This window comes from Martinezella sp. CNPSo 3957, from assembly GCF_057784395.1.
Genome location: NZ_JBXSOU010000001.1, coordinates 1,025,553 through 1,049,227, shown reverse-complemented (window position 1 = coordinate 1,049,227; position 23,675 = coordinate 1,025,553). Strand labels below are relative to the sequence as shown.

The window sequence follows — 23,675 nt, the reverse complement described above, 5'->3', positions numbered from 1 at the left end:
ACTCCTCGTTTGATTATCCGTTGAAGAGGCTGTCATAAAGCGAGCCAACCTTCTGTTGATATCGATCCGGCGAAAAACGCGCGGCCTGTCTGGGGCCGGACTTGGCAAAGGAGGCGCATAGCCCGTCATCCTGGTCCAGGCTGACGATCGCCTTGCGCATCTCCTCCGTATCATAGGGGTCGACCAGCAGCGCTGCATTCCCGGCTATCTCGGGAATCGATCCCTCCGTGGAGCTCAGAACAGGTGTCCCAAGCTGCATGGATTCCAGCACTGGCAGGCCAAAGCCTTCGTAGAGCGACGGAAATAGTACTGCGCGCGCTCCCCTGATCAGGCTGATCAGCAAGGGATAGGATACGAAGTCGAAGCGCCGGATTTGCCGCTGCGGCAGGATGCGATCCTCCGCGCGAAGATAGAAGCGGAAACGGTCGTCATCGATCAGCTGTTGCGTCTCCGCCCCCTTCCATCCGGGAGCGCCGACAATGATGAGCGGCTTGTCCGTCTTTGCAGCAAGGTAAGCTTCGATCAGCCGGGAGATGTTCTTTTTCGGCTCGAAAGCGCCGAAGAAAAGGAAATAGCCCTTCCAATCGAGATGGAAGATGCCGGCAACCTCATTGGCGACAACATCGTCCGGTTTCTCGCGAAGTCGCTCCGGCACCTGAACGGCCTGGTAGGTATTGCTGACCCGTGCCTCGTCGACGCCGAGAACCTTGATGATATCGGCCCGTGACGTTTCCGATACCGTTACGATGTGATCCGCTCGCCGAACCAGAGAGCGCAGCATCTTGTAGTGATAGCGCTTGTTGTCCTCGGTCAGATAAGGCAGCCGCAAGGGAACCAAGTCGTGGATCGTGTAGACATTCAACGCCCTTTTTGCTGCGATCGGCATCGGATAGGTGCAATGGAGAAGATCGGGCTGCGTCTCGAACTTCATGGTCAGGTTGTTGCCGTAACGCTTGAAATGATGGCGCGCGAGTTGAAACAGATCGTTGGCGGCATAAATCGCATCGGCCGCACCAAGTTGCGATTGAAGCGATTTCACAATGACGGTGCCGCTCAATGAGATCGGAACCGGAGCGATGCCGAACGGCGCGGCGATGCGCCGCCGCAGCCAACGCTTGGCGACCGAAATCGCTCCGGGCACTTGAGCGCTGGCTTCATCGAAGAGGAGCACTTCCCGCAAAACAGGATCCTTCGGAACGTTTCCGGGAATTCCATGGACCACGCCCGTCCGATAGCCGAGGGACTGGGCCGTCGCCATCAGGCCGCGGGTATAGGTCGCAACCCCGGTGCCCTTCTTGAGGGAAAGATTGAGACCGTCGTAAAGGATCGTCTGGCTCATTCCTATCTCTCCCTCAGTATTTGGGAACTCTCACCGCTCTCGATCAAGCTGGCTTATCGCGCGAAAGAACGAGCAGCGAATCGTCGGCCCCGTATTTCGAAAGCAGGTCTTCGCTGGTGATGGGAACTGCCTCGCCGCTGAAATCGAGACGCCGCATTGCTCCGTAGATGCCGGCAAGCCGTTCGAGAAAACCGGATGCGTCGGCATAGCGGGCAGGATTGAATTCGACCACGAGCATCGGCTTATGGCGGGCAATGGTCTCGGCCATTCCTTCGAGTATCACCTCCTCTGCTCCCTCCGCATCGATCTTGATGAAATCGACGCGCGAGCAGGCGGCGCTCATCCCGTCGAGGGTTGTCACGGGGACCTTGATGACAACGCCGTCCTGTGGGCGAGGTTGAAACATTTCCGAAACGATCTGGGCATTCTTCGGCTCGCTATGGGGAACATATAGAGAGGCGTCTCCCGATATCGTTGCACCGAGCGCCGATGTTTCGATCCGCGTCCGTCCGAGCAGCCCGTTGAGCTCGACGCTGCGACGCAGGAAATCGGCGGCATGGGGATTGGGCTCGACGGCGATCAATTCGCCCCTTGCGCCGACGAGTTCGGCAAGCAGAAGGGAGTAATAGCCAAAATTCGCCCCGACATCGATCGCGGTCATGCCGCGCTTGACGTTGCGCGCGCAGAACAGCGTCAGCCAGATTTCCCAAAAGCCGTCCAGAAGAACATGAGATCCGAAGCCTCTGTCTCGGGTGTCCACATAAAGCTTGTAGCGACCGAGTACACGCACCAAAGCCGCGTGGTTTCCAAGGTAGGCGCTGTTCACGCGCTGCAAGATGGCCGTTTCGGCCTGATGCCGATCGAACGCCATCAATTCATGAAGATGTAGCAGTGCCGAAGAACTCATCGTACCTCTCTCGTTCCAGCATGCCCGTAACGCATTCCGCAGGCCAGGCAGCATCGGGAAACTCCCTCGATCGCAGCGAGATCATCCGCCTCCGGCCGTTCCAGGCACTTGCTCCGTCGTCTTCAGTTTGCTGCCGACGCGGAGATGCCGACCGATGCCGCCGACAGAGCCGTCCCGGTAACCCCCTGGAAGAGGCCCATGAACTTCTGAATATCGACCGACGAGGCATTCGAAATATAAATTATATCTCGCGGCTGAACCTCGAAGTTCTGCATTGCAAGCAGCGTCGAGCCGTTCTTCAGGTTGAACCGGTAGACGATCGGGACAGGTCCACCACGGCGCAGCAACGGATTGCTCGGCGCAACGATGCGGCGGGCAACCTCAAGCGGCTCGTAGCGGAAAAGGAAGACGCCCGAAGCATCGGCGCGGCTGTCCTGCAAGCCTCCTGCACGTGCAACGGCGTTTGCCATGGTCAAATGCTGAACGCTGAAGGGGACTTCGCCATTCTGGCCTGATGCGCCGAGAATCGTGTAGGTAACCGGCTCGCGCACCACTGTAACGACGTCTTCGGGCCGCAATCTCACGTTTTCGCGCGGATTTTGAACAATCGCGGTAAAAGGCAGGTGCATGGTTCGTCCGCCGCGCGTCAAGTAGACGACGCTGTCGTTGACGCCGGCGCGCAATCCTCCCGCTGCGGCAATAGCATCGAGCACCCGGCTGCCGGCGGGCGAAAGTGCGACGCGTGCACCGCCGGCCACCTCGCCGGTAACCGTGACGGTGTTCGATGAGCTTTGCTGGACGGTCACCAATGCCTGTGGCTGCACCGCCTTGCCCGTCAGGCCGGAAACCACCGCCTTTTCCACCGAAGCCGGCGTGCGGCCGGCAGCCGTGATCCGACCCACATAGGGAATACTGATCGTGCCATCGCTGTTGATGGTTTGCGGCGGGATCGTCACCGAACTGCCGGTCGCCTGTTGCTGACCCGAAGCGCTCGAGGCCATCCCGAACAAGCTTCCAGGTGGTGCTTCCCAGAGGCTGACGGAGACAACGTCCCCCACCGCGATCCTTAAGCCAGGATCACGTGCGCCCTGGCCGAAATAGGTGGCAAAGCTGGCTTCAGGTCGCGCAACGCTCTTGACCATCGCCGTCGAAGTCACATCGACCACCGCGAATGGTGGCATGGCGCGCGCAGCCGCCTCCTCCAATATGCGGGAGGCCTTGGGGCCGGCCTCCGGTAATCCACAGCCCGTAAGAACGCAGGCAAGAACGCACAATAATCCAAACTTCAACGGCATCGATGATCCTGATTGGCATGGAGGCAGTTTTGACGAGGCAACATCGTGCCAAGCAGGCTAGGCCGTTCCGGCATTGTCGCTGCGCTCCCGGGAAAAGCGAAGGATCGACGATGGGCTGGAGCCGTAGGCATGCTTGTAGAGAACGGAAAAACGCCCGGGGTTGGAGAATTGCAGGCTCATGGCAAGATCGGTGATGCTTTCGGCCTGGCCGCCCTTGATGGCGCCATGTGCCGCGGCCAGCCGGTAATTGCAAAGGATTCCCATCGGCGTATCGCCGCGATAGGTCTTGAACATGCGTTGCAGCGCTCGCGGGCTGCAGCTCGCGGCGTGCGCGAGATCCTCCAGCATGATGGCATTATGCAGATTGTCGCGCATGAACGCCTCTGCCCTCAGGAGCTGTCGCGGCGCGTTATCCAAGGTGCCGCGATTGAAGGCATCGGACAGATTGTGCGGCAGCTTGGCAAACAGCTTCACCAGCAGGAGCTCGCCGTAGGCTTTGGCGAGCATCATTCGCTCCGTCTGGCGCGCAGTCGTCAGATCCTTTTCGGCCTGGCGTAACGTCTGATAGAGCCCCTGCGCACCACCTTGGCGGAAGCTTACCGGTGCTAGCGCGAATTCCTGCACGTAGGGCTTGCCGGTCAGCTCTTCAAAGTGCTGCCGAATAACCGCTTCCGGGATCTGAAACAGCAGCCAGGAGCTGCGCGGCTTGATTTCGATGCGCTTGCCGGCACGATCACTGATGCTGGCGACATTGTTGGCGGGAATCCGGAGGGATTTCTGCATTCGCCGATGATTGATCTCTATTTCTCCGGCGAGAACGAAGACGATGCTGACGCGCGGCAAATCCTGTTTGGCGATACCTTCCAGGCCCGCCGAATGCTCGGCGCTTATGATCGATGCTGACTGAAGGGGTTGCTTGCTGAATTTGAAGGAATAGTCGCCAGAAGTTTCCGAGGGAACAGACCACTTCCAGTTTGGCTCAAGCATGTCGAGATTACGAATGATTGCATCACGGGAATACACCTCGAAAGTACCCACGCATTGCTCGACAACTCTTTCCAACATCGCCATCCGCTATTCCTACTCAAAATCCCAAGTTGTATATTAGCAATTGCTAACACGTGATTTCTATCTAGGCTACACTTTTTTCAGCGTTCGTTATGACGACTCCATCATCCCGTTCCCGCGGCTACGAAGTTGCGGGATCGTTTAGCGCAAGTTGCATTATCTGTCTTTAAATTAGCACGATGAATTTTAGCACAACAGTACAGATAGTGACGATGTTATACAGAATCCTACCAGTTCACAGCTCGACTGAACGTTGAATTCCCAAAGCGACGAGATCGGACAAAATACAGCCCTACGGGACAATATAATCGGAGCCCTACGGGTTTAGGTTGCAGAGGTAGCCAGCTGTTTCTGCGAATAGACTTGCCGGAAGGCAGTTAACCCGGCCCGATCCTTCGGATTGCAGGCGGCGACGGAACTTGATGGCGCCGTGGCCGATGGGTCGATTGCTTGACCACGGTATTTTCAATTATCCTAATTTATCTGGGGGTTTAGATGTGCAAGCCTCTGACGACACGCGAAGCTCTCGCCCCTCCTTTGGCGGAGCGCGCAAAGGTAGCGAAATGTCGCCGGCTGCCGTCCGTTATTGTTTCAATTTGCAATGGCCGCGTGCACTATTGTTGCCGATCAAGACAACCAAGACGCCGATCCGGCCTACAATGTGGAGTAGATACGAAACGCCGCCTCGATATCGTTGAACACGCGACCGCGGCCGTTCTTCAACACAAGCGCCGACGTGCATAAATCGCCGATCACGTTGAGATTATGTCCCACAATGATCATCGAGCGATCCTTGCGCTTGACGAAAAGCTCCTCGAAGCTACGCGTTTGGAAGCGTTTGTCCCCAACGGCCAGCACCTCATCGATGAGATAGCAATCAAAATCGATGGCAAGCGACATTCCAAACGCCAGCCGGGCCCGCATGCCAGAGGAATAGGTTCTGAGAGGCATGCGCAGATAGCGGCCAAGTTCGCTGAAATCCTCTACCAGATCACGAATTTCGTTGAATGGCTTATCATAGATGCGTGACAGGAAGCGCATGCAGTCGAATCCGGTCATCGAACCACCGAAGCCACCGCTCAGGGCGATTGGCCACGACATCGACATGTTGCGCACGACCTTACCCGAGGTCGGCTCCTCTATCCCCGCAATCATGCGCACCAAGGTCGATTTGCCGGCGCCATTATGCCCAAGCACGGCGATTTTCTCGCCTCGGCCGATCTTGAATGACACGCCGTCAACTACGCGGCGCATCCGGCCATTCACTTCATACTCTTTGACGAGATCGAACACCCCGACGATGCCATCTTCATGCCAGGGAATTTCCGCCTTCGACCCCGGCGCCTCCGACGGCGCGATTCGCGCGAGATTGGAAGGAGAAATGGTCATTGCTGGGCCGCGTGCTCGTAGACCTGGATCACGAAAAAGCGGACGATCCAGAAGGTTGCAAAGCAAACCGCAACCAGAATCAGAAACGAGATCAGCCGTTTTGGGTACAATGCATGGTCAGGCAAATTCGGGTCGGCGATTCGTTCGAGATACAGTTGCTGGCGTTGCGCATCGATCCTGGCGTTTTCCAGGGAGGTGGTCGCCGATGTCAGCATCTTCGCAGCCATTTCCCGCTCCAGCAGCAACTGCTCATATTGTGCGATGCGCGGCGCCATTGATCCGTCGCTGCCGACGATCCTTGTTCGTTCATCGCTGATCTGCCGCTCCATCGCCGCCACCCGCGCCCTCAGCGCCTCACCCTGCGGGCTTTGCGGCGCTTGCTCCTCAAGCGCTGAAAGCCGTGCCTTGTTGTCGGCGAGACCGTCCGAGAGTCTGGCGATCATATCCAGGGCGGCCGCTGATTGCTTGTTCGGGTCGACGAGCGCCTCGCGATTGCGAAAATCGGTCAGGCTTGTCTGCATCTTGGACAGTCTCGTTTGGCTGTCATTTACCTCGATCTGAGCATAGCGAATGGCATCCTCACGGGCGCGATCGTTGAGCCTGTTGATGAGCTCTTCCGCATGCTGCACCAGGGCATTGGCCAGGCGATAAGCATCGTCGGCGCGAAATGCACGCACATCCAGCGTGGTCACGCCGCTGCCGCTGTCGGTGTGCACATTGATGAAACGAAGATAATGCTGATACAGCTCCTCATTATTGGCTTCAGCCCAGGGTAGCGGATAGCGGCTGAGGAAGTCGCCTTCCGGGCGTGAAAGAATCGCTTTCAGGTCGTCCCTGCTCGCCAGCGCGTCGACGGCTGCGCGCGACTTGATGAACTCGGTGACGATGTAGCTATCGTCCTGTGCGCGAACGAACCCGGTGCTCTGAAGGAACCCGCTGAGCAGGCCGGCAGCATTTCTATTGGGGCTGCGCACGACAAATTGCGTTTCCGAGGCATATTGATCGGCGCAGATGAAACCATAATAGATCGCCCCGAACACGCCGGGGACGACGACGATCAGCAATAGCAGCAGCTGCGATCGAACCCACCGCACAAGGGAATAGGGCCAGGAAACCGGTTGGCCTATGACGACGCCGGACGAACGAGCATCCACCAGTGTAATGAAATCGGTAAATTCCTTATTATTCTCGATGCGGCTCATCTGGGACCATCAAATCTCTCTCGGAATTGCCACGACCATTCCACTGGCTGCCTCTCCGAAATATTGCATCGGCTTCGTGAATCTCGCGGCTTCCACCGTTCAGCATCGGCTTCTGCGGCAATGCGCGGGGACGATTTAGGCGGAAATTTACTCGCAACAGATTCCCATATATCCTCCGAAAGTCAAATATAATTCCGACGTTTGAAAATTTTTACATGGGTATATAAGAATAATTTCCCTTCTGTCGCAATTAATACTTTGACGACGCGATCCGTATGGCGAGGCGAGATTGCGACGGCAATAACTGCCATTCGATTAGCTGTTTTTCCCTCATTGCTGGTTCAAGGAATTCGGAATGGGAAAGCTCGGAGGCACCTTGAGGCAAGTCGGCAGTAACGTTGCGACGGATGGTCATGAAGACCTGCTGTTCGGCCGGCTTCAGCGAAGCCTCCTGAAATTTCTCGCCCGCCGGCGGCGCAAACCAGCAAGCGGAATATTTGAGGATGTTATCCGGCTGCAACTGCTTTTCGTGCCCCCGAAAGCGGTTCCGCTCATGCAGCCGGCCGTGGCCCGATATCGCAGGCCCCGCCGTTCAGGCACGGGTGATTGCTCCTAGCGGGCATCTTGGGGGGACTTATATGTACAGGGATTCGATGGTCTTTCCCGAGGGAGCGCAATCTTCGGTCGCAAAACCAAGTGAGCAGCCGTCCTGGTTACCGCCAATCAACGCGCGGCTGCTTGCTTTTCTTCCGACGCGTCAGCGCTTTCCCCTTATCGGTCCCGCTTTCTCCGCGTCCCTCAGGCCGATCGAATTGACGATGGGTGCTGCCGATGGCGTCGTCAGCTGGGGAAACGGTCCGCTTTCCCGCCTGGCACGCCTCTATGCGCAGGTGCTGCGCCTGCCTTTCTGGACGGTGGAAGGTGGCTTCCTGCAGTCGACCGGCCCGGACGCTGCTTCACCAATCTCCGTTATCGCCGACGACCTCGGCATTCATTTTTCCGCACGCCAACCTTCACGGCTCGAGGCACTGCTTCAAGACGCGTCCTCCGGTGCGGATGTTCGGCGAGCGCGGGACCTGCGGCGCTGGATCAACCGCGAGAGACTTTCCCAAGACGGCCACGTCTCCGAAGGAACGTTTCGTCTTCGCCGAAGCCGTCGCAGGCGCATCCTGCTCGTCGACGAAGTGGTCGGAGATACCGCCGTCGAAAGCGCCGGCGCCGATGCAGAGACCTTCGCGAGAATGTGGACGTCGGCTCTCGCGGAGGCAAATGCCGACATCATCATAAAATGCCATCCCGACGTCGTCGCTGGCCGCGCGCGAGGTTTTCTTCAGCCTCTTGCGCAAACCTTGGATGTGCAATTCGTGGACAAGGCGATTTCGACGCACTCCCTTCTGGATATGGTGGATGAGGTCTGGACGGTATCGAGCCAGATCGGCCTCGAAGCACTCCTGCGGGAAATACCCGTCGTTACCTTTGGCATGCCCGCCTATGCCGGCTGGGGACTGACCGCAGACCGTGCCGAGGGCACGGTAGCGGCTACGGCACGCTCCCGTCGGGGGCGCCATGTCAGCATAGACGAGTTTGCCGCGGCTTCATTTTTTCAATATTCGCGCTATGTTGATCCTGTCTCACGCAGTCCGATCACGGCCGAGCAGGCGGTGGAACGGCTCCTTGAATGGCGCGCTCGCGCCCGCTCGCTCACGGGCCGTTACCTTTGCGTCAATTTCTCGCTTCATAAACGCGCGGTCATGCGCCGATACCTGAGCAGCCCTCGGTCGCAAGTTCATTTCGCCAACAATCCGAGCGCTTCCGAAATCCAGAGCGCCGACACGATCGTTCTTTGGGGCAATGCTCCCGCTCCCGAGGAAGGAGTTTTATGGAAGCATGGCAAGAGATTGCCGGTCATGCGGGTTGAAGACGGGTTCATCCGCTCTTCCGGCCTTGGCAGCTCGCTCGTGCCGCCATCCTCGCTCTGCTTCGATGAGGAAGGCATCTATTTTGATGCCTCCGCGCCGAGCCAGCTCGAAACAATCCTGAACAGGACGAATTTCGATGATGCGCTTCTCGAGCGGGCGCAACGCTTGCGGCAAGCCATCGTTTCCATGGGCATCACCAAATACAATCTGCCGCCGCAGCCTGCACCGGATTATCGTTCACTGGCCGAAGGCCGCACCATCGTTTTGGTGGCCGGCCAAGTTCCGAACGACGCCTCATTGCGCTTCGGCATGGCAAGCCATTCCTCCGATATCGAACTGCTGAGTGCTGTCCGACGCGCCAGGCCCAAGGCGTTCATCGTCTATAAGCAGCATCCGGATCTTCTAGCGAAGGCGACCGGCCGTCACCCAACTCCATCCCCGCCAGCGGAGGCCGCCGATCTGGTGATCGGCAATGTCGATCTGGGCAATCTTCTGAGTGTGGTCGACGAAGTTCATGTCGCCACCTCGCAGATCGGATTCGAGGCGCTGCTGCGCGAAAGACCGGTATGGTGCCATGGCCTCCCCTTTTACGCGGGCTGGGGTCTTACGCATGATGCGGTCGTCTCCTTGCGGCGAAAGCGGGTGCTAACGCTCGATGCACTGGTTGCAGGCACGCTCATCCTCTATCCCCGATACTGGTCGAATATCACCAATCTTCCATGCGAGGCGGAAGACGTCGTCGCCGAACTCTATCGCTCCCGCCAGGGCATTGCTCCAAATCCATCGCGGCGGCGCTGGCTGGCGCAGGCTATCCATATGCTCGAGGCTAGAAAATTATGACCAAGCCCGTCGTCATGGATATTTCTCGATTGATGGAACGTGCGCATTGCCCGACGCCCACCGGTATCGATCGCTATGAGCTTCATTACGCCAACTGGCTGAACGAACGCCGCAAACGGGCTGCCTTGACAGATTTCGATGCGTTTTCGCAGCCGTCCTGGTTTGTCGAGACTGGTCGCAACAGCGCCGTTGCTATTCCGTCCGAACGGGCGGACAAGCTGGTCTCCATCCTCAACAGCCGCTGGTCGGCGACAGATATATCGCCGACGCAGGCTGCTCTTCTCGAACGGATTTTCGCCGCTATCGACGGCAAGATCAGGTGGCGGGCCGCAGCGGAAGTAAGGGCAGGCGAAGCTCATACGCAAAAGCTGCGCAAGATCGCGCATGCTGTCGCCAGCCGTTTCACGCATGGCCTCATGCTGCCGCCCAGGGCTTCCTTTGTCCACGTGTCGCACAGCCGGCTGGATCGAACATCCGCCTTCTCCTGGCTTGGAGAAACAGGCCGCAACGGCGTCTTTTACGTCCACGATCTCATCCCGCTATCGCATCCGGAATTCGTTCGACCGGAGGAACCTGAGCGGCATCGCCGCAGGATGGAGACGGTGCTGAAACATGCATCGCTAGTGCTTTGCAATTCGCAGGTAACCGCCCGTGCACTGCGCACGTTTGCTCAGCAGAGCGACAGGACACCCCCCTCGATCGCAGTCCTGCCTCCAGGCATCGAGCGCTGCTTCCTCTCTGCGCCAAACGACATGCCGCGTCCGCGAACGCCTTACTTCGTGACACTCGGAACGATCGAACCGCGCAAGAACCACATGCTATTGCTGCAGCTATGGCAATATCTGGCCGACCGTGATGGGGCGATGGCCCCGCGGCTGGTAATTGTCGGCAAGAGAGGGTGGGAAAACAGTCACATCCTAGCAATGCTGGAGCGATGCCCTGCCTTGCCCGGACTCGTCATCGAAGTGCCGGGGCTCGAGGATGCGGCTTTGGCGCGGCTGGTCGCTGGCGCAGCTGGTCTTTTGGCCCCATCCTTTACCGAGGGTTACGGCATGCCTGTCGCCGAGGCGATCGCGCTCGGCACACCTGTCATCGCCTCCAACATCAGTGCCCATCGTGAAGCGGCCGCCGGACAGCCCGCCATCTTCCTCGACCCGCTTGATGGGCTGAGTTGGAGAGCCGCGCTCGACATGATTGCCGCCTCGCCACAACGCCGAATGAAACCCGCCCCATCGAGCGGGTGGGACACGCATTTCGATGATTTGGAGACGCTGATCGAAGCCGATTTTTCTGCGCGACGCCATGCTGCCCAACGGGCTCCGCGGCGCATCGAGAGAATATCGACCTCGCCGGTTTTACAGTGAGAGGCAACAGTGCAGGCGCAACAAATAACTAAGTTCGTCAGCAGGACGTGGGAGCAGCGACGTGACAAGCTTTTACGACATCGAGAATTGCTACAAATTCATTCTCGGCCGTCCCATCAACGATGATGAGCGAAATGTCATTGGCCACCATCTCCTGCAAATCACCGACCTTCCGCTGGACGACCACCGCAGACGTTTTCTGACTTCCAACGAATTTCACCAACGTCATAGCGAATTGCTGTTTCACAATTTCGTGCCGAAGTCGATCGTCGTGCTTTTTGAAACCGCATACAATTTCAAATTGTATCTGGACCTTCGCCAATATCATATTTCTTTTGGCATCATGAACGGTGAGTATGAGAAGTTCGACATCGAGCTCGTGAAAGCCATCGTGCCCGATAACGGGCAATTCATCGATGTCGGCGGCAATGTGGGGTACTATTCCCTCTCTGTCGCAGCCCATCATTCCCCATTTAGAGGAACGGTTCTCGCCTTCGAGCCTTTGCCGAAGCTCTGCGAGCTGTTCAACCGATCGATCGTGGAGAACGGATTTGGAGACCGAGTCAGCGTTCACGAGCTCGCCCTTGCCGATGCTCCGGGAGAATTACCGCTTAATGACGCGGGCGAAACGGTCAACGCGGGAGCCACGAGACTGATTACTACCCGCGCCGAAGCCAAGGTCGATCGCATGACCAAAGTCGAAACACTGGATCGTGTTATCGGCAATCTGCGGCCCGATGTCATGAAAGTGGACATACAGGGAGCGGAAGGCTTGTTCCTGAAGGGGGCGCAAAGAACCATCGCCAGATGTAAGCCTTCTCTAATGATGGAGATCAATCATGATATGCTCTCCATTGTCTCCAAAACCGCTCCAGGCGCGATCCACCGCCAGCTCGCAGATTTCGGTTACCACATCTGGACAAGTACCAAGCATCGGCTGACGCCAATGGCGACATCCGAAGAATTCAACTCGAACTTCTCGGCCGGCACCGTGGCGAACATATTTGCAGTTCATGAAGATCGTGCCGAGGAGGTCAACCGGCGGCTTCAGCACCTGGAGTTGCCGCCGATTCCAGCCAGACGAAAAAGGCAATGCCGGAAGGAGGCCTCCGCTCAAGCTGCCGCACTTGATTTGCGGCTTCCGACCTGAGCGGAGATCGAGAATGAAGATCTTGTTGAGCAAAAAGGGGCAATTATATGGGTGGTATCGCCTATTATGGCTCATGCCCTAGCGAGGAGTTTGTCCGATACGTATTTGCGGACGGCAGGATCGTCTTCTTCTGCTACGGCATCAACGTCGCCAGCTTCATGAACGACAGGCAGGCGTCCATCACCGCCCTCGAGGGGTGGCCCGAACCGATCCAAAAGAAGCTGCAGTTCGAAGCCGACAAAGGCTTCTGTGATCGATTGAGGTCGTCAGCGCCGATGACACTGGTGATCGATTTCAGCCGCGCCACGCGCACCTCGCTCCTAGACTACGAGGGCACCTTGCTCACCGCCCCGTACGAACTTTTGGAAGCCAGGCCCGATTTGCAGCGCGAAGCCTTCAACATCTTCAAGATCATTCCATTCGGTAGCCGCGACTTCTGGACACTGGTGATCGAGGCGGCGCAAAGATTCTGCGAGTTTCTGAATGCGAACCTGCCGGATACAAAGGTGATATTGCTCGATATGCCCCCTACAGCCGACTATCGAGGCACGCTTATCGACCGCAATACCTATATGACCGACTTTTGCCGCTGGCAGATACGGTATCCGATTTCTCGCATGCTTATCGACTTTTGCCGGGAGCGTATTGAAAACAGCAGGATACTTGCACCGCCGTCAGACCTCTATTCCGACGACACCGCACTCTACGGACCCGCACCGATGCACTATTCCGTGGAGGTCTGGAGGGAGATAGCTGTTCGCTTTCATGCGAATGCCGGCTTCGAAGGATTGCCGCGTGCGAGCGATACGGTTTCCACACTCACGAATTATTCCGGCCTTATGGACGCCTTCACCAAGACGGCGTTGACCAACCCGAACCTTCATCGGTTCGGCCTCGATATTCTGCTTGGTGCGCTGCCCTATCTCTTCGCAAAAATCAGCAGCCCCGCCCATAGCCACTTTGGCGAGCCCATCGATTCCTATGATGTCGTCGCAGCCTTTCGCTGGATTCTCGGTCGCGAGCCCGAATCCGTCGAAACCTTTCTCAGCCACTATGCGCTACCCAGCCGATGGGAGTTGCGCGAAACGCTGCTACGTTCCTTGGAATTCCAGCACCAGGTGACGAACTATGCCAAACGTTAGCACGCCCGTCGCAGCGTCATTCGAACTTGATGTGATTGCGTGCGACGTTGATCAGGAAGAGCCCGACAGCTGTCGTAAACAGGCAGCACTTCGCAAGGTAATCAATATCATAGAAGGTTTGCACGGAATCGCCGAAGACACCGGCACGAAAAAGCTCGAAGCAATGAACGAGAGGGACATAAAGCGCGAGCTTCTGGGCGCCACTGGGAAGCCAGGCCACCATGAAGAACATGCCGCAGATCGGCAGCGTCAGATATTGGAACGGCGGAATGAATTTCTCGATGAACTCGAACCGTTCCGTACCGGCGGCAAAGATGAGCGCCACCCCGAAAGAGAGCCAGGCCATGAACAGCCAGCCCGCCAACAGCAGACCGAGATTCTGATAGGGTGGGATGATGTTTGCCAAACGCGCAACCGTATAGACGACGATGAGCGCAGCAGTCGTGCCGGCAGTCTCCAGAAGCGTCCGGGCGATTATGGCGTCAGCCAGGCGGATCTGGCGATGATACATCAAGGGCATATTCTGGCGCAGACAAGAAACTGCGTGACCGGTTATGTGGCGCCAGAGCGTCAGCGGCATGTAGCCGCTCAAAACGAAGGCCGCGACCGTCAATCCGTGCGCCTCGTGATTGAGCAGCGTCCACATGATCATGACACCCGTGGTCAGGATCATCGGTTCCAGCGCAAGCCACAGGAAGCCGATGTTTTCCCGCCCGTAGCGTATGAGCATTTCGCGCATGATCAGCGCACCGAGGACGCGGCCCTGAATCTTCAATCCGGTAATGAACTGCGAACCCCCGCGCGCGTTTGCCGATACCTGATGCACCCGAAGCCCTCCTGGTCGCTATCCCATCTCCATCGGACGGTCGGTCAACGATACCGGCGAAGGGCAACCGCTCAATCTTCATTGCGCCGGGCTTGGACAATTAGCGTCCGTGACGTCCGCTCGCAGATCTGCAACGACAGAAAATCACCAGAAAGGGCATGATCATGGCTCTGATTAACTCCGAGACCCAAAACAAGAAAGTCGATGCAGATCAGCGCCGGCAGCCTTTTCACCGCATGATTGCAACTTCGATTACCGGCCCTGCAAAAGCCCGAAAGCGTCGCAAGCGTCACAGTCGTCTAAGTGTTTATCTGCTGGCGGTTATTGCCCCTACCCTGGCAGTCAGCGCCTATTACGCATTCATCGCCGCTCCAATCTATGTGTCCGAATCCTCCTTCGTAGTCCGCATGGCCGCGCCACCATCCTCCAATGTTTTCGGCTCTCTGTTGCAGAACAGCGGGATAACGCGCTCGCAGGACGATACTTTTTCCGTGCAAGAATATATCCGCTCCCGTCAGGCGCTGAAGGAACTTGCCGAGCGGCTTCCCATACGTGCTATTTTCGGCAGCCCGCAGGCGGACTGGCTGACGCGCTTTCCTCGCTTCTGGGAAACCAATAGCGAGGAGCAGCTCTATAATTATTATTCGAACCGGGTGTCCGTCATTCACAACGACACCACGGGTATCACCGTCCTGCGGACGACAGCCTTTCACGCGCAAGATGCCGCGGACATGAACACATCATTGCTGGCGCTCGGCGGCGATCTTCTCGACCGGCTCAACAACCGCGCCCGCGGCGATGCGGTTCGCTTTGCCGATGGCGAGGTGCAGCAGGGGCAGCAGCGGGTCATTGACGCGCAGAGAAACATAACGAACTTCAGAAACAAGGAGCTGATGATCGACCCGAATGCCAGCTCCATGTCGATGATCGATCTCGTCAGCAATCTGACGTCGGCTCTCGCCAACACGCGGGCACGCCTTGCAGAAACACGCAAGACTGCGCCGGACAGTAACTCCATCCCGTTTCTGACGAGCCAGATCGCTGCACTGGAGCAGCAAATCGAGAGTGAACGAGCCAAAATGGTCGGATCGGATAAATCCGTCGCGCCCAGAATTGCGGATTACGAAAGTCTCGTCCTGATGCGGGAGTTTGCCAACAAGGCGCTCGTTGCCTCACTCGATGCACTCGAAGCAGCCAGGGCTGATGCGCGCCGCCAGCAGCTGTATCTCGAGGTCGTCGTTCCACCGCAGATGCCCGACGAGGCAGAGATGCCTTATGCGCTCAAGAACGTTACAGTCGTTTTCCTGTCCTTGAGCCTTTGCTATCTGCTGGGCTGGCTCATGGTCACCGCCATCAGAGATCATGAAAGCGGCTGACCTTGCCGGAGTCATGATCGACCTCAACATGTGGGCCTATATCTTTGTTGCGATTTGCCCGAAGAACGGCAAGCTCACACCGTCATTGAGCTTTATTCCACTCGACGTCGAACTGAATTTGGGAACTCGCAGTAAAATTGGTATCAGTGAGCACGGCTTGACCGGTCGGCTCAAACTGAGTCAGCGTAACGGTGCTGTCGGAAAGCATCTTATGCGACAATGCCGCTCGTCAGTCCTGGTCATTGTCGACGTGCGCTCCAGTGGCGATCAGCAGAAATGCAATCGCCCGCAAAATGCATTTATAAACGTGGTTTGGCGTTTTACAGTTCTCACGATCATACGTCGGCCATTCGCCGCAACAATTTCGATCAGACGCGCGTCGGACTTGCCCGCCACCGGCTCCGGAGGTGCACAGATCACAGTAGGGGCCTCCATCACTGCACTACCGAAATACTGAGGCTGTGCTGATAGTTCTGCGTCCATTCGTTGTAACGGGTATGTATTTCTTCAAAAAGCCTACGATATACAGCACGATCAAAATGCAAATAGTGATCAACAACCTCATCAATCGTGTTGAGTAACGTTGACATCTTAAGAAGACTAACATTACTAAATTCGGCAGCAGATCTTTCAAAGGCATCGTTCAAATCCCGTTGAATCCTCAGTTCGAAAGGAGTTCCTCCATGATTTGCAAACTCATTTGGAAGAAGAATTATGACAAACGCTTCTTTTGGCAAATTAGATAATATACCGTGATATGCGTGCTCATACCGCTCTAGGCTGTCTTGTGACTGCTGAATAAATTTTTCCGAAAGAAATCCGGCTATCCTTTCATATTCAAATTCATCTTCTCTCGTTCTTTGAGGATTGTCAGGTAGCACTGGCTCGCGGAACCAGACTGGCACCTCAAACCCATTATTCACATGCTGCCAAGGGGCAAGCATAGCGTCGCCAGTAGGACTGTATAGTATTAACGTCCCGGGAGCACATGGCTCAAACATTTTAGTTGTGTAAAATGTTTCATCCATTCCCAATTCGGCTATAATTCGGCTCTCTACATCCGACAGAGATCGCATAGAAGCATTTAATAGGAGACTGTTTTGGCAGGGAACGTATAGGCATCCATGAGGTCTGATAAATTCAGTCACTATCCTTCCGGCGGAGGCTCTAAAAAAATGTTCTATTACTTCGAGTTCACAGCCACCGCGAATCCTGATCTCAGGAATATGAAATCTTTGCTGTCCCATTTCGTCTGTAGGCGTATCGCCAACAACATTAATCCAATCTACCGGAGTGGACAGGTCTGAGAGCACATCGCCCACGATCGTCACCTCCGGGCGATCAAGAAGAGCGTACAACCACTGCTCAACTCCCATCCCCAATAGACGGCATGAAAATGCAAAATATTTAAGTTGGGGTCTTCCATGGGCTCTCATCCCGGAAACTAGGAAAAATCCACATATTCCATAGTCACCGTATTTGTCTTTCACGGAAACCAGCCCTGCCTTACAATGGAAAGGGGACATTTCCGATATTAATTGTTTTTCTGCCTCAGAACGTTCGGCAGGCAGGCGTTTTTTCGTAAAATTCAATTGATTTGTTCTATTTATTATTTCAATTGCACGATCCATATGCTTCTCAACATCATAGATAATAGAAACTGTAATTCCACTCTTTCTCAAAAAATCAATGCTACCACCCCCAGAGGCGCTAATCTCCAGCTGCTTCTGCTCCAATAGCTTATATTGTTGAAGTCGACTTAATTCCGGATCTTCTTTTCCCTGAAAAGCCTCATGTGTTAGGAAGTTAGGGATTTCCGTTTCGGCAGCAACTTGAATCCCCGGAATTGCGGCTTGAACTTCCGCGCGATTGTGAGGATTGTCGTCCACGAATAAGATCGTTTCAGCGCGAAGCTGTGAAGATTGCACAATCTGCGCAATCCTGTGAGCCTTGGAAGACCAGTCAATGCTTGGGAAAACAAAGTATTGCCAAATGGCGTACTCTTGCAATTTGCTTTTTGCGCTCTCGAAATCGTTCTTCGAACATATGGAACTTAAAATCCCTCGCCTCGCGAGTTCAACAACAATATTATGATTACGCTGACTATAACGAACCCCGTCTTCTGTCAGCGTGCCCTGCCAAAAGGTTTCATCTAGGTCCCATATGACTAATCGAACATCGTTGTACATGCGTTGCATTTCCACTGGTGGCGATCTCAGAGTGACCGCCACCGGATTCTTAAATTTATACTCGGGAGATTCCATCAGATGCTGGCGGAATAATTCAACGTCTTCGAATGCCTGGCAATAAAGTTCTATAACATCGTTGTTCTCTGGCAACCTGCCTAAGAGATAGCGATAGCCGTAGCTCACGTCGTCTTTAGAAATTGGCATTTTTACAGTCCTTAAGCTGATGTTTCTTCGCGCACAAGCGACGACCGCCGTTGTTCGTTGTTCCTCTTATTCTCCTGATGCGAACGTACATGATCCTTGGAGTACGAAGGCGCCGGAACCGCCTGTCACAATCGTCGTCGGTGCCGGTAGTGTCGACAGGCCGCTGCCGCTTTCGACAAGCAATATTTGATTTGAACCAGGGGATATAATCCCGGATAGCATAGTAAACGAGGGACTGAGCGTAATTCCCGCCATAGCGGAAATGGTGCAGAATGCGTTCTGGTTTGATAGCGCATTGCTCGTAAGCGGCAGACCATTGATAAAGAGAGAACCTGAGAGGCCGCTGGAGGTAGTACCGCTTATGTTAAAGGTAGCCGTCACCTGAGAGCCATCATACCAGAACGTCCCGACACGCCAGCTATACGTTACCGTGCCGCTCGCGCCGTCCCCGACCACCGCCGGAGTCCAATACTGTCTCACGCCGCGTACCGCATAAACGCCACCGGCGGATGTTGTGGGAATCACAGGTGCTGGATATGTGAAATTGACGATGCTTGGTGGATTTGCGCCTAAAATGATGCCGGAAGTTCCGGCATTCATAGACGCTGACCCATTATTGTCGTTGTTGTAGTTCCAAAGCAATCCATTACCAAATTGCAGGTATCCGCTGCCCAATACGGCGATGCAACTACCGCCGGCATAAAAGCAATCTATATTTCCGATCGATACCTGCGTACTTGTCCCAGAATCCCGATAGGTTCCTGAACCAGGCTGACTTCCGGTTCCGGGAAATGACTGGCCCGACCCGCGAAGATTGGCGATCTGTAATTGCACGCCTGTCGCGCCGGGCTGAATCCAAATACCGTATCGCGTGGCGTCAGCGGACACAGAACCGATCTGGGCGCCCGTCGTGACGCCGTAGCTCGACTGGGTAAAGGCTAGGGCACTATGATAAGAGAGGATAAAAATGTCGTCTATAAAAGGTGAATCGGATCGCGCGTAGACAATCGGATCAACAGTCTGGTCAAACGCAGCGACAACGGAAGCCCCTGACCAGAAGGGCCAAAACTGGATATGTCCAAGCGTCGAAATATCAGATATGGCATCAAAGGAAAGACACGTTCCCTGAGGCTGGCCATAAATATTCGTGATATGCTGCCGCGCAGAGTTAAAGACGCTGATGCAATGCGTTGTATTATAGAATAAGATATTATCGAAGTCGACCCGGCCACCATTATTTGAAATTACAAAGAAATAGGGATAGGCGTTTGGGGTCCAAGGACCAGTACCTATCGTTGGCTGATCGTCATAGAACGCTATATAAGAAAAGGAAGGCGTACCTCCTTGGCCAGAAAGTCCACTTATTGTGGCGGGGGTGAACGAAGCGCTAGAGCGGTGAATCCACGTCCCAAGCATATTTGTGCTGCTCAATGATCCCGCTAAAACCGCCTCATTCCAGCCTGCTCCGCGGAAGCAAGGGGTCTGCGCCGACATTGTTACTGCAGAGGACCATAACCAAATTCCCGCCGGGATAAAGATGCAACCAACATTTGCGTCGTAGGCTTTCTGGACATATTGGCCAATATCTGTCGAGTTGTTGTTTTGTGCGCCCCAAATGCGGATGTCCGTTATTGTGCTAGGCTGCAGCATCCAACACCCTGTCCCGCTTGATGGTTGGACCTTCGCGCCGTTATCTGGGCCGGTGCAGTTGGATGCCGACAAGGTGTATGTAGCCGCGCCGCCGTCACCGGCAGCATAAAATCCGCTACGGACAATGGTCGTTCCCACCGCCAGTCCCGAAATGGACGTCGATTGTAACGCAGCGTTTGTTTGGACCGTGCTGGCGCTTTGCGCCCAGGCACCCGTACTGAAACTGAACACGATAAGTGCCCATGCGAGCAGCAAAAATTGTCCGGCAGTACGGTCGTTGTTTTCTGGCAACCTGCCTAAGAGATAGCGATAGCCATAGCTCACGTCGTCCTTAGAAATTGGCATTTTTACAGTCCTCAACGACTTATGGAGACGAAGCCGCTTCGCGTCATCCCTTGCCACTTGCCAAAGGCACGCGAGAACTCCCAACGGAGGAAATTCTCAATAGTTATATTTCAGTTTGAAAACCGCTCACGGGGGATCAGCGCCAGATCTTCAAGGCGAGTATTCGCTCCATAGTTCTGTAAAAACAGGCCGGGATCTCCTATGTCCTTCGGTGCGCCCGTCGGGTCCGCTCGATCAAGAAGACCAATGTGATAATCAATATCGACAAACCTCTTTAAATAGCTCAGCGGGTCCACTCCAGATATGCGCTGAAGCATCTCTGGCGAAAACTCCGTCGATATGATGGGCCTATCGCGCTTTATAAGGGGCCAAGCGCCGTCAAAAACCTTGGACTCTGCGCCCTCTACATCCACCTTAATGAAATCGATGCGCTTTTGGACAAGCTGATCCAGGCGAAAAACCGGTACCACCGTACAATAAGGACTGCTTAAAACAGCGGAGGTTTCCGGCAGCAACCCGCCATTAGAACCTACATGCGTAGAGAAATAGGCAGCCCCTTCGGCACTGGATAATGCGACAGGCAGAAGCTTTACATTATCAATTTCATTTCGCTCGATGCTCAACAGTATCAAGCGACTATTTTCGGAATTCGGCTCTATTGCTGTTACAGAACCCGATGGTCCAACGAGCCTCGAGGACAACATCGTAAAATACCCGATGTTTGCACCTATATCGACGACGTGCATTCCTTCTGTGATTGTCGATTTACAAAAGGCAGTGACATGAGGCTCGTATATGCCGGAATGCAATATGGAAAGACCGACAGCCCTATCCGCATTATCTACCGCCAAGCTAAACGATCCGAGATCAGCGTAGAAAATGTCCTCTGGTCCAAATCTGACAATGATAGGCGTGTTTAAGCTCTGACGATCAAAAACACCTATAACAGAACGAATTTTTGAATAAGATAGTTCTCCATCCGAAATGCCGTGTCTGCTAATGTGATCTTTATGAGATGGAGGAATATCGTTCCCATACAGGAACTGACATATAGTTTCTAAATTTCCATCCATAAATAATCCTCCATTCACTGCATTGATCTCGGGAATCGAGATAAAAAATATAGGCGAACCAAGCCGCCTAACAGGACGGCATCGATCAGTTTCGGCCTAGCTGGGATTGGAGCATGACCTTCTCCAACAAACCCACTCGTTCCAGTGGGTCCGCCCCGTCGCAGTACGCAACGGCTGAGAGCCCGAGATGGCATGACCGGTCGCCGGTATCGCCAAATCTGCCCCGCGTCAGCAGATTGACCGTAACTTTCCCGTGCGGCCCGACAATGCCCCCGAACGAGATATAGCTCGACTGATCGACGAGTCGGAAAGAGCACGTTTCTCCCCCGGCATCGGCGATAACGGCGATATTCTCGCTGAGAGGCGGACATTTCACCTCAAGATAGATGCGCACGCTCTCGCCCTCGGCGAGTTCGCTGTCGAATACAAGCCGGGAGCGGCGCTGGCTTGCCCAAACGCCCCAATCTTCCATAGCGAACCAGCCTGAGTCCCGCGCTGCACGGAACGTGAGGATCCGCCGGCCTTCGGCAGCGATGCGCAACAACGCCGTGTCGCCACCTTCGATGATCATGTTGCGAGGCAGGCGGCAATTCAATACCCCAGGCTGGTCGCCCAGTCCAACACTCATGTCGATCGCCGTCGAGAACAGCTCGGAGCAGAACGAATCCCACGATTTTGGCACGAAATTCTCTTTGATATCGCGCTGCCAGGCGGCCAGGTTGCTGCGATCGACAATGACCTGCTTAAAGAGGTTGTAGCCGTCCTCGACGTTGTACGGATTGATGTAACGCACGAAACTCCCTCCAACCTCTGGCATTGAGGTGGCGTTGGAGGCGATGCACGGCTTGCCGTAATTCAGGCTCTCGCCAATTGGCAGGCCAAAGCCTTCGGCAAAGCTTGTATAGGTCGTAAACAGAGAATGCCGGTATAGATATTCCAGTTCGTCGTCCGAAATATCGTTGAAGATGTAGAGCCAGTCCCCGACATAGCCGTGGGTGGCCAGATGGTGGCGCAATTCATCGATCTGCCAGCCCCATTTGCCCACCCAGACGAGCTTCGGTGCCTTGTCGCCCAGTTCGCGGATCAGACGTTCCCAGATGCGGATCTGGTACATATGATTCTTGCGAACCTCGATCGTTGCAACACAGAGGACATATTCCTCCTCTGCCATGCCGAGGATGTTGGTATTAAGGATCCTCGTCTTCTTCTGTGTCTTCCGCAGCTCCGTGGCGAGCGGAATTGCCTTGACGGGCAGCTCGAAGTTGAGACGCTCCTTGAAATAGGCTCTGATTTCGGATGCGACGAACTCCGAATTCGCCAGAACGAAATCGCAAACCGACAATACATCGATCAGCTGTCTTTGAAACTTGTCGACGGCAGCCTGCTGGACATATTCGGGATTCCGGATCTGGATGAGATCGTGAATGAATACGCAGAAGCGCATGCCCTTTTCACGAAGCTTCCGCATGACATCGTAGTGCGGATAGATCCAGAAAGCGCCTGCAACGACGAATATATCATCCTGCGCGGGCCACACTTCGAAGCGCGCGTCGAATACGGCGGCAATCGCCTTATCGACCATGCTGCGATCGACAATCGGGACATCGAACTGGCGAACAAGCGTTGCAAGTGCCGCCGGGCTCGCGGCGAGAATCCGATGGCGATCATATTCGGGGATCACCGGGATGACGCGGTAATCCTTGAAAATACCGGACTCAATATGAAGGACCAGATTGGCAACGACGCGTTGAATTCCACTCAGGCTCTTGTTGTGCTGAGCATATTCCATGAGGTCGGTAACATCGAGCCAGATGGTCTTCACCGCTTTTTCGCTCTCGGCGCTGAAATCGGAAAAGACATCGCCGGCGGCGCCCGCTGCCACGAGTTCGATGACGGCATCGTGGTTGCCAGGGTTGCACTCTACCGAACGCTTGTAGCTTTCGATTGCTTCGCCCGTGCGGCCCATGACCTTCAGCAGGTGCCCGCGCTGCAGGTGAATGTCGGATTCATCCGGGCTGAGCTCCAGCGCCTTCTGATAGCGCTTGGCTGCCTCACGATAGTCACCCGCTTCCTTGAGGCAGTTTCCCGCCTGAACCCATATCCCTGTGTCCTCGGGATTGGTCTGCAGATGCTCATCATACAAGTCGGCCGCTTTCTGCCACATTCTCGAATCCCGCGCCGCGTCAGCCTCACGGACGACATTTCTCATTTCTTCCTTGCTGCGAAAAATGTTCATGAAATCTCGCCCGGTTTGTTGGGTCAGGTTGATCGCGATGGCTAAGGGGATTTCGGCGATGGTTCGTCGGCGCTCGCAACTCCGCCGGTTCCTGCCGGAGACGGATAGGTCGATCCCATCCGTCTCCGGCTGCTGAACAGCTCCTCACTCTGTCGGCGGTC

At 55.3% G+C, this 23,675-nt stretch carries 18 protein-coding genes; 6 read left to right on the top strand and 12 right to left on the bottom strand.

Annotated features, from left to right (window positions below):
* Positions 1–13 precede the first annotated feature (13 nt).
* From AC13QE_RS04865 to AC13QE_RS04835, 7 genes are all read right to left on the bottom strand, one after another.
* Complete coding sequence (locus AC13QE_RS04865; RefSeq protein ID WP_488482808.1) at positions 14–1,339, bottom strand: glycosyltransferase family 4 protein; 1,326 nt, start codon at positions 1,337–1,339, stop codon at positions 14–16.
* Positions 1,340–1,382: 43 nt separating this feature from the next.
* Entirely contained in the window at positions 1,383–2,246 is an 864-nt protein-coding gene (locus AC13QE_RS04860) for an FkbM family methyltransferase (protein ID WP_488482807.1), read from the bottom strand.
* Positions 2,247–2,368: 122 nt separating this feature from the next.
* Complete coding sequence (locus AC13QE_RS04855) at positions 2,369–3,541, bottom strand: polysaccharide biosynthesis/export family protein (protein ID WP_488482806.1); 1,173 nt, start codon at positions 3,539–3,541, stop codon at positions 2,369–2,371.
* 57 nt (positions 3,542–3,598) lie between these two features.
* On the bottom strand, positions 3,599–4,612 hold the full coding sequence (locus tag AC13QE_RS04850) for a helix-turn-helix domain-containing protein (RefSeq protein ID WP_132718458.1): 1,014 nt from the start codon (positions 4,610–4,612) through the stop codon (positions 3,599–3,601).
* A 651-nt stretch (positions 4,613–5,263) separates the two neighbouring features.
* Positions 5,264–5,998 carry an ATP-binding cassette domain-containing protein gene (locus AC13QE_RS04845; protein WP_132718455.1) on the bottom strand — a complete coding sequence of 245 codons (735 nt, stop codon included), beginning with the start codon at positions 5,996–5,998 and terminating at the stop codon, positions 5,264–5,266.
* On the bottom strand, positions 5,995–7,062 hold the full coding sequence (locus AC13QE_RS04840) for a KpsE/RkpR family capsule polysaccharide export protein (protein WP_488482805.1): 1,068 nt from the start codon (positions 7,060–7,062) through the stop codon (positions 5,995–5,997). The genes AC13QE_RS04845 and AC13QE_RS04840 overlap by 4 nt, the downstream gene beginning before the upstream one ends.
* A 388-nt stretch (positions 7,063–7,450) precedes the next feature.
* Positions 7,451–7,720, bottom strand: a complete 270-nt coding sequence (locus AC13QE_RS04835) for a hypothetical protein (RefSeq protein WP_488482804.1) — start codon at positions 7,718–7,720, stop codon at positions 7,451–7,453.
* A gap of 118 nt (positions 7,721–7,838) precedes the next feature.
* Between AC13QE_RS04835 and AC13QE_RS04830 the strand changes: the two genes are divergently transcribed.
* The 4 genes from AC13QE_RS04830 (at position 7,839) to AC13QE_RS04815 (ending at position 13,615) form a co-directional block, all read left to right on the top strand.
* Entirely contained in the window at positions 7,839–9,959 is a 2,121-nt protein-coding gene (locus tag AC13QE_RS04830) for a capsule polysaccharide biogenesis protein (RefSeq protein WP_488482803.1), read from the top strand.
* Positions 9,956–11,323 carry a glycosyltransferase family 4 protein gene (locus tag AC13QE_RS04825; RefSeq protein WP_488482802.1) on the top strand — a complete coding sequence of 456 codons (1,368 nt, stop codon included), beginning with the start codon at positions 9,956–9,958 and terminating at the stop codon, positions 11,321–11,323. Before AC13QE_RS04830 ends, AC13QE_RS04825 begins: the two co-directional genes overlap by 4 nt.
* Positions 11,324–11,384: 61 nt before the next feature.
* Positions 11,385–12,473 (top strand): FkbM family methyltransferase, encoded by a 1,089-nt coding sequence (locus tag AC13QE_RS04820; RefSeq protein ID WP_488482801.1) that lies wholly within the window; start codon positions 11,385–11,387, stop codon positions 12,471–12,473.
* Between the two features lie 47 nt (positions 12,474–12,520).
* A complete protein-coding gene (locus AC13QE_RS04815; protein ID WP_488482800.1) occupies positions 12,521–13,615 on the top strand; it encodes a DUF6270 domain-containing protein in 1,095 nt (364 codons plus the stop codon).
* Positions 13,616–13,631: 16 nt separating this feature from the next.
* On the opposite strand, the gene AC13QE_RS04810 is transcribed toward AC13QE_RS04815, so the two are convergent.
* Positions 13,632–14,441 (bottom strand): ABC transporter permease, encoded by an 810-nt coding sequence (locus AC13QE_RS04810; protein WP_488482799.1) that lies wholly within the window; start codon positions 14,439–14,441, stop codon positions 13,632–13,634.
* 164 nt (positions 14,442–14,605) lie between these two features.
* On the opposite strand from AC13QE_RS04810, the gene AC13QE_RS04805 reads away from it, so the two are divergent.
* Both AC13QE_RS04805 and AC13QE_RS04800 read left to right on the top strand, forming a co-directional pair.
* The gene (locus tag AC13QE_RS04805; RefSeq protein ID WP_488482798.1) at positions 14,606–15,817 is read left to right on the top strand and encodes a KpsE/RkpR family capsule polysaccharide export protein; all 1,212 of its coding nucleotides are present in this window, start codon (positions 14,606–14,608) and stop codon (positions 15,815–15,817) included.
* Positions 15,804–16,274, top strand: a complete 471-nt coding sequence (locus AC13QE_RS04800; RefSeq protein WP_488482797.1) for a hypothetical protein — start codon at positions 15,804–15,806, stop codon at positions 16,272–16,274. The genes AC13QE_RS04805 and AC13QE_RS04800 overlap by 14 nt, the downstream gene beginning before the upstream one ends.
* Here the strand turns inward: AC13QE_RS04800 and AC13QE_RS04795 are convergent.
* From AC13QE_RS04795 to AC13QE_RS04780, 4 genes are all read right to left on the bottom strand, one after another.
* The gene (locus AC13QE_RS04795; RefSeq protein ID WP_488482796.1) at positions 16,252–18,210 is read right to left on the bottom strand and encodes an HAD-IIIC family phosphatase; all 1,959 of its coding nucleotides are present in this window, start codon (positions 18,208–18,210) and stop codon (positions 16,252–16,254) included. The two genes, AC13QE_RS04800 and AC13QE_RS04795, sit on opposite strands and share 23 nt — an antisense overlap.
* Before the next feature lie 66 nt (positions 18,211–18,276).
* A complete protein-coding gene (locus AC13QE_RS04790) occupies positions 18,277–20,205 on the bottom strand; it encodes a hypothetical protein (RefSeq protein WP_488482795.1) in 1,929 nt (642 codons plus the stop codon).
* Between the two features lie 110 nt (positions 20,206–20,315).
* Positions 20,316–21,278 (bottom strand): FkbM family methyltransferase, encoded by a 963-nt coding sequence (locus AC13QE_RS04785; RefSeq protein ID WP_488482794.1) that lies wholly within the window; start codon positions 21,276–21,278, stop codon positions 20,316–20,318.
* A gap of 85 nt (positions 21,279–21,363) precedes the next feature.
* The gene (locus AC13QE_RS04780; RefSeq protein WP_488482793.1) at positions 21,364–23,442 is read right to left on the bottom strand and encodes a glycosyltransferase; all 2,079 of its coding nucleotides are present in this window, start codon (positions 23,440–23,442) and stop codon (positions 21,364–21,366) included.
* Positions 23,443–23,675: the final 233 nt, after the last annotated feature.

Excerpts from the sequence above, each read along its gene's own strand:
- AC13QE_RS04865 (WP_488482808.1), bottom strand. The coding sequence starts at position 1,339 with ATGAGCCAGACGATCCTTTACGACGGTCTCAATCTTTCCCTCAAGAAG.
- AC13QE_RS04860 (WP_488482807.1), bottom strand. The coding sequence starts at position 2,246 with ATGAGTTCTTCGGCACTGCTACATCTTCATGAATTGATGGCGTTCGAT.
- AC13QE_RS04855 (WP_488482806.1), bottom strand. The coding sequence starts at position 3,541 with ATGCCGTTGAAGTTTGGATTATTGTGCGTTCTTGCCTGCGTTCTTACG.
- AC13QE_RS04850 (WP_132718458.1), bottom strand. The coding sequence starts at position 4,612 with ATGGCGATGTTGGAAAGAGTTGTCGAGCAATGCGTGGGTACTTTCGAG.
- AC13QE_RS04845 (WP_132718455.1), bottom strand. The coding sequence starts at position 5,998 with ATGACCATTTCTCCTTCCAATCTCGCGCGAATCGCGCCGTCGGAGGCG.
- AC13QE_RS04830 (WP_488482803.1), top strand. The coding sequence starts at position 7,839 with ATGTACAGGGATTCGATGGTCTTTCCCGAGGGAGCGCAATCTTCGGTC.
- AC13QE_RS04825 (WP_488482802.1), top strand. The coding sequence starts at position 9,956 with ATGACCAAGCCCGTCGTCATGGATATTTCTCGATTGATGGAACGTGCG.
- AC13QE_RS04815 (WP_488482800.1), top strand. The coding sequence starts at position 12,521 with ATGGGTGGTATCGCCTATTATGGCTCATGCCCTAGCGAGGAGTTTGTC.
- AC13QE_RS04805 (WP_488482798.1), top strand. The coding sequence starts at position 14,606 with ATGGCTCTGATTAACTCCGAGACCCAAAACAAGAAAGTCGATGCAGAT.
- AC13QE_RS04800 (WP_488482797.1), top strand. The coding sequence starts at position 15,804 with ATGAAAGCGGCTGACCTTGCCGGAGTCATGATCGACCTCAACATGTGG.
- AC13QE_RS04795 (WP_488482796.1), bottom strand. The coding sequence starts at position 18,210 with ATGCCAATTTCTAAAGACGACGTGAGCTACGGCTATCGCTATCTCTTA.
- AC13QE_RS04790 (WP_488482795.1), bottom strand. The coding sequence starts at position 20,205 with ATGCCAATTTCTAAGGACGACGTGAGCTATGGCTATCGCTATCTCTTA.
- AC13QE_RS04785 (WP_488482794.1), bottom strand. The coding sequence starts at position 21,278 with ATGGATGGAAATTTAGAAACTATATGTCAGTTCCTGTATGGGAACGAT.
- AC13QE_RS04780 (WP_488482793.1), bottom strand. The coding sequence starts at position 23,442 with ATGTGGCAGAAAGCGGCCGACTTGTATGATGAGCATCTGCAGACCAAT.